A 13,310-nucleotide genomic window follows, 5' to 3' on the forward strand; every position below is an offset into this window, starting at 1 on the left:
ATGTAATGCCGCGATGGCCAAACCCTCATTTCCTCCAGTCGAGAAGAACCTGCTCAGGGGCACGGGGCCTCAGGGGCATCGAGAGCGTATGCGGCACCGGGTTATGACCAATGGGGCCGAGACTCTGGCCGATTACGAGCTGCTGGAAATGCTGCTCTATTACAGCATCCCCAGAAAGGACACGAAGCCGCTGGCCAAGGCTTTGCTGCACCGCTTTGGAAGTCTTGCCTCCGTCTTCGATGCGTCGGGCAGGGATCTCCGGGCCATGGGGGTCAGCGAACAGGCTATCTTGCTGCTTAAATTTCCTCCCGTCGTTGCGGAAAGGCTTGCCCTTGCCGAAGAGCGTCTGAGGCCGAGGCTGGGAAACTGGGACCAGCTTTGCTCCTATCTTTCCGGCAGCATGGTCAGTGCCGTGCCTGAACAGTTCAGGCTGCTTTATCTCGATAACCGCAACCGTCTTCTGGCGGATGAGCCGGTCGATGATTTCGCCTCGACGGCTCCGATCTTCAGGCGGGGACTGGCGCTGCAGGCTGTTGCGTTGATTGGTATTCAGAAAACACTCGCGAGCTTTCATGCAACGACCTCGCCCCTGAAGCTCTTCGCTCAGCGATTGAGCCAGGAGGCAGGCGCCCTTTCCATGATCCTGCATGACGTGGTGATCGTCTCGGAGAGGCGTACCCCGCTCAGCCTTAGGCAAAGGGGGCTTCTCTGAGCGGGTTCAGGCGCGGGCGAGTGCCTTGAGCTGGGCTTCGATTGCGGATGCAAGCCCGTCTGGTGATGTAACCAGCAGGTCTGCACCGGCTTCGGTGAGTTCCTTCTCGCCACCATAGCCCCACAAGACCCCAATGCCTCGTATCCTGTTGGCATGTGCGCCCGAAATATCGAAGCGACGGTCGCCGATCATCAGGGTGTGGTCGGCGCTCAGCCCTTCCTGTGCGAGAATACGCGCAATCATTTCAGGTTTCTCACCCCCCGTATCGTCATCTGCCGCCCCATGAATACGATCGAAGTATCTGTCGAGACCGTTACCCGCCAGAATTGTCTGCGCAAGTGATGCCGGCTTGGATGTCGCTGTGAAAATTCGAATGGGAGAGCGCGCCAGGGTCTCGATCAGTTCGGCCATGGCAGGGAAGACCGGCGTCTGGAGGCGGCCCTGCGTGTCATAGAAACGACGGTAGAGGGCAATCGCCTCATCAACGCGCGTATCGCCGTAGTACCCTATGACTTCCGCCATCAGCTCGGCAAGTGGTGGCCCGACAACCCAGGTCAGGTCGATTGCCTCGTCTGGCACATGGCCAAGTGCTGAGACGACTGTATGAAGTGTTTTGATAATACCAATGCGTGAATCGATAATCGTTCCATCAAGGTCAAATAAAATAGAATGTTCACTCGTAAACCTATCGAAATCAGCCATAATATTCCCTATAGACCTTGGCGGGGGAGATGTTGAAAGAAGTAAACCAAGATAAAGTTGCAGATGGTCAGGATTTCGAATCCGGGAATGGCGGATCAGAGTCCTCGCCGATTGGATGGGCAGAAATCCCGCATCGGGCAGTGGTTGCAGGCCAAGGCCCTGTTCTGTCTGATGAAGTGCTTCTGCATCTGTTTTGTGAAGCTATCGCAATAAGGCCCGAGCGTCTGCAGCCTACTGTCGAGGCATTTTTTATCCGCTTCGGGTCGCTCGCAGCCACATTCGCCTCGGATGACAAGGCTTTGAGCGGTCTGCTGCATATAGGACCCCACATCCGTACGGCACTGCATCTTGTCCATGACGCCGCGATGCGGGTCAGTCGTGCCCGTCTTGGGCGCGATGATATTTTCACCAATCGCAAGCTCATGCTCGATTATCTGATTTCCCGCCTGGCACGTGAACCGATCGAGCAGTTTCGCATTCTGTTTCTGGACGAGAAAAATCGTCTGCTCGCCGACGAGGCGCAGACCCGGGGCACGGTAAACCATACACCGGTCTATCCGCGCGAAGTGGCAAGGAGAGCGATGGAGCTCGGCGCGAAGAGCCTCATCCTGGTTCATAATCATCCTAGCGGAGACCCCACCCCATCAGATGGTGATATCTCCATGACTCACGACACCCAGCGAGCAGCCGCTCTCATTGAGGTGCGCGTTGCCGATCACATCATCATCGGCAACGGTGCTTATGTGAGCTTCAGTGAGCTAGGCCTCCTGCGGGGCTTTCAGGGCTGAGTCAAAACGTGCCGCCACCCCGTATGGGCCGGGCAGGGCGCCCAGTGGGAAAAGGGCATTCACATGTCCCATCTTGCGTCCGGGGCGGCACTCGCTTTTGCCGTAGAGATGCAGCGCCAGCCCCGGTTGTTCGAGCACGGTATCGCAAAGCGCCATCCCTTCAGGCCCGATGAGATTTTTCATGACCGCATCGCTATGGCGAAACGGGTCGGGCAGGGGCAGATCGGCAACGGCGCGGATATGCATCTCGAACTGATCGATCAGACAGGCATCCATTGTCCAGTGCCCGGAATTATGCGGGCGCGGCGCAATCTCGTTGACGAGAAGCGTACCCTTGGCCGAGACGAACATCTCGACACCAAGAATGCCCACGAGACCGATGGCTTCTGCAATCCTGAGGGCGAGAGCCTCTGCCTCTGCTGCAAGGGCGACAGGAATGCGGGCCGGAGCCAGGCTGATATCCAGAATGCCGTCACGATGCTGGTTTTCAGTGACGCTGAAGCAGCGCACGGCGCCGCTTGCGCTGCGTGCGACCATTACGCTCAGCTCACGCTCGAAATCGACAAATCCTTCCGCGATAAGCGGATACGGAAGGGTCGAAGCGAGCGCATCAAGGGTTTCGGCATCGGTAATGCGAAACTGCCCCTTGCCGTCATAACCGAAACGGGTGGTCTTCAGCAGGAACGGATAGCCAAGTTCAGACGCGACACTACTCAGAGAGACTTCATCAGGTACCGACACCCAGGGGGCTACAGGGATGTCCTGCTCCCCCAGGAAGCTCTTCTCGAGAATGCGGTCCTGGCTGATGGCGAGAACGCGCCCGGCCGGATGGACGGGGCAAAGCGATGCAAGGAGCTCAAGACCATCAGACGAGATGTTCTCGAATTCGAAGGTGATGACATCAACGCTTTCGGCAAACTGCCTCAGGACAGCTTCATCGTCATAGGCGCCGATGGTGACATGGCGCGCGGTATCATGAGCTGGCGGGTCGATTTCCGCGCTGAGGATATGCACCTGATAGCCAAGACGGGATGCCGCCACTGCAGACATGCGTCCAAGTTGGCCGCCCCCGATAATGCCGATCGTTGCCCCTGTGGGCAGCGCAGTCTGGCTCATGATTCGGGGGTATCGGCCACAGAAGCCGTCTGCATGGCACGCCATGTGTCGAGACGCGCCTGAATGCCCTCATCGTTGAGGGAGAGGATCGACGCAGCCAGCAGTGCGGCGTTGATTGCACCGGCCTTGCCGATGGCAAGCGTGCCTACGGGTACACCACCCGGCATCTGAACGATGGAAAGAAGCGAGTCCATGCCCTTGAGCGCATGCGACTCAACAGGCACGCCCAGAACCGGCAGGGTCGTCCAGGCCGAGACCATGCCCGGCAGATGCGCTGCGCCGCCAGCACCTGCGATGATGACCTGCAGGCCGCGACCGCGGGCAGAGCGCGCGTAATCAGCCAGACGGTCAGGTGTGCGGTGGGCGGAAACGATACGGGTTTCAAAGCTGATATCGAGTTCAGCCAGCTTCTCGGCCGCGAAATTCATCGTCGTCCAGTCAGACTGGCTGCCCATGATAATACCCACCGAAGGGGTCAGGGCCGCATCCGTCGATTGACGGTAGAGATCGAGTTCTTCGCTCATTCAGGCAATATCATCCGGTATCAGGCGGTTCTCGATGAAGTTGATCTCGTCCTTGAGGACGAGTTTACGCTTCTTGAGCCGCTGTAATTGCAGCTGATTAAGAGGATGCTGCACCAACCTGTCTATGACCGTATCGAGGTCGCGGTGCTCGCTACGGAGCTCATGCAAACGGCGAAGCATGACTTCTTGATCAACGAGCATCGTTCTCTTTCCGCTTGAATGACAGGTGCCAACCCGAAAATCCTACAACAGGGTTGGCGGCTGGTGCCATCTCTTCTTAGTTCTGACCGTCTTCGAAGTCTGACAATTCCGCGACGACAGGCACGGTATGACCCTCACGGGCAAGACGCTCATTGGCGGCCTGAACGGCAGCGTTCAGATCGGTCTGGCTGCAAAGGCCGAGAATGACCGGATCACGCGGCTTGATGTTGGCGCTGTTCCAATGCTGGCGATCACGCACCTTGGCGATAGTGTCCTTGGTGGTGCCAAGCAGCTTGATGATCTGCAGTTCCGAAAGCTGTGGGAACTGGCGCAACACGAAGGCAATCGCGTCGGGACGGTCATTGCGTCGTGCGATCGGGGTGTAGCGTGCGCCCTTGGCGCGACGCGCTACCGGATTGGCCTTGGCCGAGAGCTTCAGGCGGGCGTCAGGATTGCTTTCGCAGCGCGTGATCTGTTCCTGCGTCAGCTGGTTGTTCTTGACCGGGTCATAGCCATTGATGCCGGCAGCAACTTCACCATCCGCGATAGCCTGCACTTCAAGCGGGTGCATGCCGCAGAACTCGGCGATCTGGGTAAAGGTGAGGGCGGTCTTGTCGATCAACCACACTGCGGTGGCTTTCGGCATAAGCGGCAAGGTCATCTCGGTCTATCCTGCGTGAGGAGCATCGCTCCAGCAGGCACCGATCGAAATGTGACGCCCCGGCGGGCCGGGGTGATCTGCACGGCACCTGCTGGATGCATTGCAAAGTCTGCGCTGATATGGTCTGCGAAATGCGGAAGGGTCAAGCCCTTCCGCATCAAAATGGAGAAAAAACCGGCATTTCGCGGGGTGGTCACACCTGGGCCGATCGCCGTTTCGTCACGAGCCGGAGAGGCTCAGGCGGCATGGCCGACCGGTGTGTTCTGCTGTATGGTGCCGGGCGTTGTCCCCAAGGTGGCAGTGCCAAGCGTGATGGGGATGCGACGGGGCTTCAATGCTTCCGGCGTAACCTGGCGCACGGTTATGGTCAGAAGGCCATTGAGAAGCTCGGCCCCCGCAATCTCGATATGGTCAGCCAGGGCAAACCTGCGTTCGAAAGCACGGGTGGCAATGCCGCGGTGAAGGATTTCTCCGGTGCGGCCATGGCGTGGCACACTGCCTTTGATGATCAACTGATTGTCAGCCAGATAGACTTCGACATCGTCCGGTCCAAAACCCGCAAGGGCCATGGTGACGCTGTAGACGTCGTCGGCAGCTTTCTCGATGTTGTAGGGGGGATAGCTCGCATTCGCCGGGGCGTTGGATACGGCATCGTCGACAAGGCGGGCGAGACGGTCAAACCCGATTGCGGAGCGAAAGAGCGGAGCGAAATCGTAGGACATGATGTGAACCTCCTTCAAGGCAGATCCGACAGCTTGTCTCCAAAATGGCAGACAATGCTGCATGAGGGTAATGTCGCGACCCCTTGAGGGCATCGTGACCACCTGCATGTAGGATCGTTTCCGGGCAGGACAAGATCCTGCCCGGGAAGGAGCGCCTGGATTACTTCTTGGCGGCGCGGGCGCCGATGCCGGCGAAGCGCTTGTTGAACTTGGCAACCTGGCCCCCGGTGTCGAGCATGCGCTGCACGCCAGTCCAGGCCGGATGGGATTTCGGGTCAACGTCAAGACGCAGCGTATCACCAGCCTTGCCATAGCAGGAGTTCGTCTTGAACTCGGTGCCATCGGTCATGATGATCGTGATTTCGTGGTAGTCGGGGTGGATGCCGGGCTTCATATGGGTTGTCCTTGCTGGAAAGCTCCGATGCCGACCGGAGCGGATGGCGGGGCTATAACGGAAAGAAACGGTCAGGGGAACGACAAAAACGCAGAAACTTTTGCCTCGCCTGCGTTTTTTCTACCCCGTAAACCTCTTTTATCCCACATTCCGAGCCGAAGCCGCCCGCCGGGCATGAAAACTCCGCGCGGGGCGCTCGTGTTTTAACTCGTTACAAGCAAGAAAAGGATTATTCATGGCTGATCTGAGATCAAGGCTGCACACACCCGGCTGGGTTGCGGAATTCCAGAAATTCATCATGCGCGGCAACGTCATCGATATGGCGGTGGGTATCATCATCGGTGCTGCCTTCACCTCGATCGTGACCAGTCTCGTCAAGGACATCCTGACCCCGGGCATCGGCTTGCTCACGGGAGGAATCGATTTCTCGAACATCTTCGTGACACTCAAGGGGCCGGTGCTCCCCACTCTCGCCGAGGCACAGAAGGCGGGCGCGGTCACGATCAATATCGGCGTGTTCCTCAACGTTGTGATCCAGTTCCTGATCGTGGCTTTTGCTGTGTTCTGGCTCATCAAGCTGGTCTCGCGTTTCCAGCGCAAGCAGGAAGCTGCTCCATCGGCACCGCCTGCGCCGACAAAGAGCGAGGTTCTGCTGACCGAAATTCGTGACCTGATCGCGAAAGACACCAATTGAGCCTTCTGCACGCGCGCCGTCTTGGCGCGCGCTGCAACTGGGCGCATGATCATACGATGCGCCGCTTTCTTACGACGACCCTGCTTTGTGGCTTCACCCTTCTTTCCGCCTGCGCGGGTAAGGGTGAAGACGCCGTCTTGCAAAATCGCTCTCCCAGCGTTCTGCTCACCAGCTATGCTATCGCCAATGGCATGGCCGAGCATGGGATGATCACGCGCATTCTACAGCACAAGGCCACAAAGGCGGATATCGCCCGCCTTATCGCTGTTGATCATAATACGTGGCAGCTCATCAGACAGGCGGCCTATTCGCCGACAGACCAGAATTTCCGTCTCGCTGACGCTGGTATCGTGCAGATACTTGATTATGCGACTTCGGTGCCTCAGCCACCTGACGGGGTGACGCCGGGAGCATCGTCTCCTGCTACTCCGTAAGCCGCATGGCGTAACAAAAAAAGGGGCCGAAAGGCCCCTTTTTCCTGTCTGATTGGTGACGGGCTTATGACGCCTTGCTGCGGCGCAGGCGCTTCTCACCCATGAGAAGCAGGAGCGGCGCGGCAATAAAGATCGACGACGACGTGCCTACGACAATGCCGAACAGCATCACTGTCGCAAAACCGGAAAGGCTGTGACCGCCAAAGATCGCGAGCGGCAGGGCTGCAAGAAAGACCGTCATCGAGGTGCCCAGCGTGCGGTTCAGCGTCTCGTTGATCGACAGATCGAGCAGTTCCCGCAGCGGCATCGTGCGGTATTTGCGCAGATTCTCGCGCACTCGGTCATAGACGACCACCTTGTCGTTGGTGGAATAGCCAAGGATGGTCAGAATGGCGGCCACCATCACCAGATCGAACTGAAAGCGGGTGATCGCCAGAAAGCCGACTGTCTTGGTCAGGTCCAGCACGAGGGTGATCACCGCGCTGACGGCGAACTCCCATTCGAAACGCACCCAGATATAGATGAGGATCATGGCAAGGCTCAGACCGAGCGCCAGCAGGCCGTTACGGAACAGCTCGCTCGAAACCGAGGCGCCGACAGCATCTGCACGCAGCACCTGTGTGCCGGGCTGCGCTTCAATTACTGCGTGGCGCACTTCATCGACAAGCGCCTGCGTCGCCGCTTCCTGATTGGGGCCGGGCGGGGGTGTGTCGAGCTGGATCAGCACATCATTATCGGCACCAAATCTCTGAAGACCAGCAGCGCTGATGTTGTGCGCCGTCAGTGCGTGACGCAGCTTGTCGAAATCGGTCGGGCCCTGTGTCTGGGCTTCCACCACGATGCCGCCGTGGAAATCCAGGCCCAGTTTGAGGCCGGGCACGAAAAACAGCACGACGGAGAGTGCCGAGAGAATGGCCGAGGTTGCGAGACCGGCGTAGCGGCCGCGCATGAAGGGAATATGCTTGTCTTCGCGGACGAAGCGGAAAAGGGGACGTGAGAGCATCGCTTCAGACCGGAAGTTCTGTGGGACGGGCGAGGGCGTACCAGCGCACCATCAGCAGGCGCGACAGCAGCATCGTGGTGAAGAGCGTGGTAACGATACCGATCGTGATCGTGAGCGCGAAGCCACGCACGGGGCCGGTGCCGAATACGAACAGCATCACATGGGCCAAGAAGGCCGTGGCGTTACTATCTATGATCGTCGAGGACGCACGCTCGAAACCAGCCTGCATGGCGGCAAGCGGCGTGCGACCGCGCTTTACCTCTTCGCGAATACGCTCATTGATCAGGATATTAGCATCAACGGCCATGCCAAGTGTCAGCAGCATACCCGCCATGCCCGGCAGGGTCAGCGTCGCTTCGAAAAGCGAGAGAATGGCCGTCATCAGAACGAGGTTCGCGAGAAGCGCGACATTCGCATAGAGGCCGAACCGCCCATAGAAGAGCGCCATGAACAGGATGACGAGGACGAAACCTATGCCAAGGCTGATCGCTCCGGCACGGATCGAATCAGCACCGAGAGACGGCCCGATAGAGCGCTGCTCGATGACCGCAAGCGGTGCAGGCAGCGCGCCGGCGCGCAGCATCACAGCAAGGTCAGTGGCCGTCTGGGCGCTGAAATTGCCGGTGATCTGACCATTGCCTTGGGTGATCGGTGTGCGGATCACAGGAGCTTCGATCACCTTGTTGTCGAGTACGATAGCAAAGCGGCGTCCGACATTCTGGGTCGTCGTGCGGGCAAAGGCACTCGCGCCAGCACGGTTGAACGAGAAGCTGACCGCCCATTCTCCCGTCTGCTGGTCGATCGTCGCCCCGGCATTGGTCAGCGCAGCGCCGTCGACCTCTACATGATCCATGACGGGCAGAAGCGCGTTGTCGGCGCTGAGATCTGGCAGCATTGTCGCTCCCGGCGGGGCGATGCTGCCACCAGCGCTATTGGCAAGCAGGCGGAACGTCATCTTGGCGGTCGTGCCCAGCAGGCGCTTGACGTGCTCCGGGTCGCTGATCCCCGGCAGCTCAACGACAATACGATCATCGCCCTGGCGGGTGATCTCGGGGTCAACGGCGCCGGTGGCATCGATACGACGGCGCACGATTTCGATGGACTGGCTGACAGCCTCGCGCGCGCGCTGCTTGAGCGCCGCCTCATTGAGCGTCAGAACGAGACGGTCATGGTCGAGGGCTGCGGTGACCTCATTACCGGTGGTCGTCAGGCTGCCAAGAGCGGCGAGGCTGGCTTGCGCCTCGCTCGCATCACGCGGCAGGAAGCTGAGCGTGCGGGCCGCATCATCCTTGCGGAAGTCGCGATAGCCGAGGTTCTTCTCAATGAGCGTCTGCTTGGCCTGATCTTCGAGACCCTGAAGGCGGTCATCGACAAGACTCTTCTGATCGAGTCGAAGCAGGAGATAGGAGCCGCCTCTCAGGTCGAGACCCAGATGGATCTGATGCCAGGGCAGTTTGGGCGAGGGCGCGCGCATGAAATTGGGCAGGCAGAGCAGAAGCCCGAGGAAACAGACCCCGAGAACTCCCAGCATTGTAGGCCGACTATAGTACATCATCGAACTGAGCGGCGTCCTTCTTTGTAACGACCGGAGATCAAAAGCTACCGCAGGGCGGTCAGGCTGCGGGAAGATGCCGGGTGGCGCAGCGCGTTGCAACCTCCCACTACGCCCTGCTACACCAAAAACATGAAATCAGTTGCTCAAGAGCCAGGAAAACAGATGCTTAAGGTCGGAATTGTCGGGGCCGGACATTTCGGACGGTTTCATGCCCTTAAGGCGCGAGACTGCGCCCGGGAGGCTCTCATCGCCCTTTTCGACCCTGATCCGGCGCGGGCTGCGGTGGTCGCGAAAGAAGCAGGCTGCGCCGTAGCGGAAAGTCTGGAGGCGCTGATCGGCCAGGTTGATGCCGTCATCGTGGCTGCGCCCGCCGAGCATCACTTCCCGGTCGCTTCAGCCTGTCTTAAAGCCGGACGACATGTCCTTGTTGAAAAGCCAATTGCAGCAACGCTTGAGGAAGCCAATGCGCTGGCGGCGCTTGCCAGGGAAACAGGGTGTGTGCTGCAGGTGGGTCATCTCCTGCGCTATTCTTCCGAGCACCGCGCCATCTCCGAGCGTATCGGTAAACCGCTCTATATCGAGGCCACGCGCATTGCGCCCTTCAAGCCGCGTGGGACCGATGTGTCGGTCATTCTCGATCTGATGATCCATGATCTGGATCTCGTTCTGTCGCTTGTAGATTCGCCCATCGAGTCAATCGATGCGGTTGGCGTGGCTGTGTCGAGCGAGCATGAAGACATTTCCAATGCCCGCGTGCGGTTCGCCAATGGCTGTGTCGCTTCCATTTCAGCAAGCCGCATCTCGCTTAAGACGGAGCGCCGCATGCGTGTCTTTTCGGAAGAGGGCTATCTTTCCGCCGATTTCGTGCAGCAGGAACTTACCATGATCGGCCGCAAGCGCGGCCTGCCTCTGCCGGGGACGGGAGGCTTCAGGCGTGAGGCTTTGAAGTGGAAGGATTGCGACTGTCTTGCCGCCGAACATGATGCGTTTGCAGCGTCTTGCCTGAACGGGGCACCGATCCTGGTCGATGCCGAGGCCGGGATCAGGGCACTCGATGCCGCCATAAGGGTCAAGGCCAGCATGGATGCCTCCCGCAAGACCATGGAGCTTTCCGGACTGATCAATAGCTGAAGCGATCAGGCGCCGGCTTCGAGTTCTTCCTTCTTCATCTCGAGGAGTAGCCAGGCCTCTTCAGCTTCCGTCAGCGCAGCCTCTGCCTTTGTCAGTTCGTCACTGACCTTGGCAAACTTCTGAGCATCGCGGGAATAGAGGGATGGGTCTGACAGGATATCAAGCTGAAGGACGATCAGCTTTTCGAGGCGGGCCATTTCCTGAGGCAGTTTCTCTAGAGCTAGCTTGTCTTTGTAGCTGAGTTTCTTGCTCGATCTCTCTGTCTTTGCAGCATTTCTGTCGGAAGCACTCTTTTCCTTCGGGGTGCCTGAGGCCGCGCTTCGTTCCGCAGGTGCGGCTCCGCCGGTCTGCGCTAGCATATCGCTGTAGCCACCCGCATATTCGATCCATTGTCCGTCTCCCTGCGCTACCAACACAGAGGTCGCTACACGGTCGAGGAAGTCACGATCATGGCTGACGAGTAGAACTGTGCCGGGATAATCGTCGAGCATTTCCTGAAGCAGGTCGAGTGTTTCCAGATCGAGGTCGTTTGTGGGTTCGTCGAGCACCAGAAGATTGGATGGCTGGGCAAGGGCGCAGGCCAGCGCAAGACGCCCGCGTTCACCACCAGACAAGACGCCTACAGGGGTACGTGCCTGTTCCGGCCGGAACAGGAAGTCTTTCATATAGCCGATGACATGACGCTTTTCAGAGCCAACCTGTACCATGTCGCCGCTGCCGCCGGTCATGGTGTCAGAGAGGGTGATATTCGGATCAAGGCTGGCCCGGCGCTGGTCAAGGGTAACAAGCGACGTGGATGGGCCGATCTGCACACGGCCGCTATCCGGCTGATCTTCGCCGGTCAGCAGGCGCAGGAGCGTCGTCTTGCCCATGCCGTTGGCGCCAACGATGCCAAGCCTGTCGCCCTTGAGTACGCGGAGATCGAGATCCCTGACCACGACGCGTTCGCCGAAAGCCTTGGTCACATTTTCGGCCACAGTTGTGAGCTTGCCTGTGCTCTCGGCCTCCGAAACGGAAAGCTTGAGTGTGCCACGGAACTGGCTGGCGATCTCCTTGCGTCTGGAACGCAGGCCAGCCAGCTCTGCCACGCGGCGCACATTGCGCTTGCGTCGGGCTGTAACGCCGTAGCGCATCCAGTCTTCTTCACGAGCGATTTCACGGTCGAGCTTGTGAGCTGCCAGCTCTTCCAGGGCGAGCACTTCTTCGCGCCAGTCCTCAAAACGGGCAAATCCCTGATCGAGGCGACGGGTGATGCCCTGTTCCAGCCAGACTACGGCGCGGGAGAGAGTCTCAAGCAGGCGTCGATCATGGCTGATTACGATCATGGCGGAGCGCATCGAGGCGAGCTCACGCTCCAGCCAGGTGATGGTTGGCAGATCGAGGTGGTTTGTCGGTTCGTCCAGAAGTAGCAGATCGGGGCGGGCTGCCAGTGCGCGGGCGAGGGCGCAACGCCGCGCCTCGCCGCCAGACAAGGTTGACGTGCTCTCCTCGCCTGTAAGACCGAGCTCGGCAAGCATGCTGCGGGCGAGATAATCTTCTTCAGGCGGAAGATCCTGCGCAACGTAATCGTAGCTGGTAGGAAAAGCCGTCAGATCGGGTTCTTGTGGCAGATAGACGATCTTGATGCCAGGCTGGACAAAGCACTGGCCTGAATCCGGCAGGATTTCTCCGGCAGCAATGCGGAGAAGCGTTGATTTTCCTGACCCGTTGCGCCCGACGAGGCAGAGTTTCTCGCCGGGCGCAACCCCGATTTCGGCGCCGTCCAGAAGCGGGCGCCCGCCGAGAGAATAGACAATATCGCGAAGATGAAGGATCGGTGCGGCCATAAGCCCTATGTGTCGCACAGCTCCTTGCGATGCAAGTCAGATTGCTTTTAGTCCGCCTGTGACGGCCTGATAGGTCGTGATGGCCAGAGTCGTCGGTTCAAAGGGCTTGGTAATGATGAAGGACGGTTCTTCCTGTTCACCAGTGAGCAGGCGCTCGGGATAGGCGGTGACAAAAATAACCGGCGCCTGATGATCTTTCATGATGCGACCGACGGCATGCATGCCGTCACCCCCGCCGCCAAGATTGATGTCAGCCAGAATGAGCCCCGGCTTCGTCTCCTTGGCAATGCGCACCGCATCGGCTTCTGTATAGGCCACGCCGGCAATGCGGTGACCGCATTGCTGGACAACATCCTGGATGTCCATGGCAATGATCGGCTCATCTTCAATGATGAGCACGCTGGTCTCGGCGACAGAGCGCAAACCGTCATTGGCCTGGGCGATATCAGCGAGAATTTCGCTCTCGCTTCGATCCAGAATCAGGGCGACGGCGCTGAGAGGGACCTCTTCCAGCGATGTCAGCAACAGGACCAGCCTCTGGGTCAGAGACAGGGGTGAGGGCGCATGCGCCGCCTCGTTTTCCTTGGTAAAACACTCGATGATAGAGCGGTAGAGACGATAGCGTGTGCTGATCTCATGACCGCCCTTTCGGCTTACCATATCCTTCAACGCCAGGGCGACGAGTTGATCGCCTTGTATCTGATTGCCTTCCAGAGCCCTTGCAAAACGTCGCGCAAAGGGCAAGGCTTGTATAAGGTCTTGGCGCTCTGCATCGACCATTGAGTAACGAAGCTCCGAAAATAATTCGCGAACAAAACGCGGTCTATCGCGTCAGGATGGCACTTTT

General features: G+C 58.9%; 16 protein-coding genes. 5 read left to right on the forward strand and 11 right to left on the reverse strand.

Annotated elements, in window-relative coordinates; all coding sequences use genetic code 11:
• Window positions 1-13: 13 nt before the first annotated feature.
• A complete protein-coding gene (locus IEV53_RS13490) occupies window positions 14-712 on the forward strand; it encodes a JAB domain-containing protein (protein WP_188427350.1) in 699 nt (232 codons plus the stop codon).
• A gap of 6 nt (window positions 713-718) precedes the next feature.
• On the opposite strand, the gene IEV53_RS13495 is transcribed toward IEV53_RS13490, so the two are convergent.
• Complete coding sequence (locus tag IEV53_RS13495; RefSeq protein ID WP_188427351.1) at window positions 719-1,414, reverse strand: HAD-IA family hydrolase; 696 nt, start codon at window positions 1,412-1,414, stop codon at window positions 719-721.
• A gap of 17 nt (window positions 1,415-1,431) precedes the next feature.
• On the opposite strand from IEV53_RS13495, the gene IEV53_RS13500 reads away from it, so the two are divergent.
• Window positions 1,432-2,202, forward strand: coding sequence for a JAB domain-containing protein (locus tag IEV53_RS13500; protein WP_229719901.1), 771 nt, complete (start codon window positions 1,432-1,434; stop codon window positions 2,200-2,202).
• Here the strand turns inward: IEV53_RS13500 and IEV53_RS13505 are convergent.
• From IEV53_RS13505 to rpmE, 6 genes are all read right to left on the reverse strand, one after another.
• The gene (locus IEV53_RS13505) at window positions 2,173-3,318 is read right to left on the reverse strand and encodes a 5-(carboxyamino)imidazole ribonucleotide synthase (protein ID WP_188427352.1); all 1,146 of its coding nucleotides are present in this window, start codon (window positions 3,316-3,318) and stop codon (window positions 2,173-2,175) included. The two genes, IEV53_RS13500 and IEV53_RS13505, sit on opposite strands and share 30 nt — an antisense overlap.
• Window positions 3,315-3,842, reverse strand: a complete 528-nt coding sequence (gene purE, locus IEV53_RS13510) for a 5-(carboxyamino)imidazole ribonucleotide mutase (protein ID WP_188427353.1) — start codon at window positions 3,840-3,842, stop codon at window positions 3,315-3,317. The genes IEV53_RS13505 and purE overlap by 4 nt, the downstream gene beginning before the upstream one ends.
• On the reverse strand, window positions 3,843-4,043 hold the full coding sequence (locus IEV53_RS13515; RefSeq protein ID WP_188427354.1) for a YdcH family protein: 201 nt from the start codon (window positions 4,041-4,043) through the stop codon (window positions 3,843-3,845).
• 76 nt (window positions 4,044-4,119) lie between these two features.
• Window positions 4,120-4,704 (reverse strand): DUF1013 domain-containing protein, encoded by a 585-nt coding sequence (locus tag IEV53_RS13520; protein ID WP_188427355.1) that lies wholly within the window; start codon window positions 4,702-4,704, stop codon window positions 4,120-4,122.
• 236 nt (window positions 4,705-4,940) lie between these two features.
• Window positions 4,941-5,426, reverse strand: coding sequence for an Hsp20 family protein (locus IEV53_RS13525; protein ID WP_188427356.1), 486 nt, complete (start codon window positions 5,424-5,426; stop codon window positions 4,941-4,943).
• Window positions 5,427-5,586: 160 nt separating this feature from the next.
• Complete coding sequence (gene rpmE, locus IEV53_RS13530) at window positions 5,587-5,820, reverse strand: 50S ribosomal protein L31 (protein ID WP_188427357.1); 234 nt, start codon at window positions 5,818-5,820, stop codon at window positions 5,587-5,589.
• Window positions 5,821-6,055: 235 nt separating this feature from the next.
• Between rpmE and mscL the strand changes: the two genes are divergently transcribed.
• A complete protein-coding gene (gene mscL / locus IEV53_RS13535; RefSeq protein WP_188427358.1) occupies window positions 6,056-6,514 on the forward strand; it encodes a large-conductance mechanosensitive channel protein MscL in 459 nt (152 codons plus the stop codon).
• Complete coding sequence (locus IEV53_RS13540; RefSeq protein ID WP_188427359.1) at window positions 6,511-6,948, forward strand: hypothetical protein; 438 nt, start codon at window positions 6,511-6,513, stop codon at window positions 6,946-6,948. Before mscL ends, IEV53_RS13540 begins: the two co-directional genes overlap by 4 nt.
• Before the next feature lie 64 nt (window positions 6,949-7,012).
• Here the strand turns inward: IEV53_RS13540 and secF are convergent, their stop codons facing one another.
• Entirely contained in the window at window positions 7,013-7,951 is a 939-nt protein-coding gene (gene secF / locus IEV53_RS13545; RefSeq protein WP_188427360.1) for a protein translocase subunit SecF, read from the reverse strand.
• A gap of 4 nt (window positions 7,952-7,955) precedes the next feature.
• Window positions 7,956-9,503 carry a protein translocase subunit SecD gene (secD, locus tag IEV53_RS13550; RefSeq protein ID WP_188427402.1) on the reverse strand — a complete coding sequence of 516 codons (1,548 nt, stop codon included), beginning with the start codon at window positions 9,501-9,503 and terminating at the stop codon, window positions 7,956-7,958.
• Window positions 9,504-9,668: 165 nt separating this feature from the next.
• Between secD and IEV53_RS13555 the strand changes: the two genes are divergently transcribed.
• The gene (locus IEV53_RS13555; protein ID WP_456304109.1) at window positions 9,669-10,637 is read left to right on the forward strand and encodes a Gfo/Idh/MocA family protein; all 969 of its coding nucleotides are present in this window, start codon (window positions 9,669-9,671) and stop codon (window positions 10,635-10,637) included.
• A 5-nt stretch (window positions 10,638-10,642) separates the two neighbouring features.
• On the opposite strand, the gene IEV53_RS13560 is transcribed toward IEV53_RS13555, so the two are convergent.
• Both IEV53_RS13560 and IEV53_RS13565 read right to left on the reverse strand, forming a co-directional pair.
• Entirely contained in the window at window positions 10,643-12,463 is a 1,821-nt protein-coding gene (locus IEV53_RS13560; protein ID WP_188427362.1) for an ABC-F family ATP-binding cassette domain-containing protein, read from the reverse strand.
• Between the two features lie 36 nt (window positions 12,464-12,499).
• Entirely contained in the window at window positions 12,500-13,243 is a 744-nt protein-coding gene (locus IEV53_RS13565) for a PhyR family response regulator anti-anti-sigma factor (RefSeq protein WP_188427363.1), read from the reverse strand.
• Window positions 13,244-13,310: the final 67 nt, after the last annotated feature.

This window comes from Asaia siamensis (assembly GCF_014635085.1).
Lineage (GTDB): Bacteria > Pseudomonadota > Alphaproteobacteria > Acetobacterales > Acetobacteraceae > Asaia > Asaia siamensis.

Coding starts and splice junctions, on each gene's coding strand:
- IEV53_RS13525 (WP_188427356.1), bottom strand. CDS start 5,426: ATGTCCTACGATTTCGCTCCGCTCTTTCGCTCCGCAATCGGGTTTGAC.
- IEV53_RS13515 (WP_188427354.1), bottom strand. CDS start 4,043: ATGCTCGTTGATCAAGAAGTCATGCTTCGCCGTTTGCATGAGCTCCGT.
- IEV53_RS13555 (WP_456304109.1), top strand. CDS start 9,669: ATGCTTAAGGTCGGAATTGTCGGGGCCGGACATTTCGGACGGTTTCAT.
- mscL (WP_188427358.1), top strand. CDS start 6,056: ATGGCTGATCTGAGATCAAGGCTGCACACACCCGGCTGGGTTGCGGAA.
- IEV53_RS13505 (WP_188427352.1), bottom strand. CDS start 3,318: ATGAGCCAGACTGCGCTGCCCACAGGGGCAACGATCGGCATTATCGGG.
- secD (WP_188427402.1), bottom strand. CDS start 9,503: ATGTACTATAGTCGGCCTACAATGCTGGGAGTTCTCGGGGTCTGTTTC.
- IEV53_RS13565 (WP_188427363.1), bottom strand. CDS start 13,243: ATGGTCGATGCAGAGCGCCAAGACCTTATACAAGCCTTGCCCTTTGCG.
- IEV53_RS13490 (WP_188427350.1), top strand. CDS start 14: ATGGCCAAACCCTCATTTCCTCCAGTCGAGAAGAACCTGCTCAGGGGC.
- IEV53_RS13560 (WP_188427362.1), bottom strand. CDS start 12,463: ATGGCCGCACCGATCCTTCATCTTCGCGATATTGTCTATTCTCTCGGC.
- IEV53_RS13520 (WP_188427355.1), bottom strand. CDS start 4,704: ATGACCTTGCCGCTTATGCCGAAAGCCACCGCAGTGTGGTTGATCGAC.
- secF (WP_188427360.1), bottom strand. CDS start 7,951: ATGCTCTCACGTCCCCTTTTCCGCTTCGTCCGCGAAGACAAGCATATT.
- rpmE (WP_188427357.1), bottom strand. CDS start 5,820: ATGAAGCCCGGCATCCACCCCGACTACCACGAAATCACGATCATCATG.
- IEV53_RS13495 (WP_188427351.1), bottom strand. CDS start 1,414: ATGGCTGATTTCGATAGGTTTACGAGTGAACATTCTATTTTATTTGAC.
- purE (WP_188427353.1), bottom strand. CDS start 3,842: ATGAGCGAAGAACTCGATCTCTACCGTCAATCGACGGATGCGGCCCTG.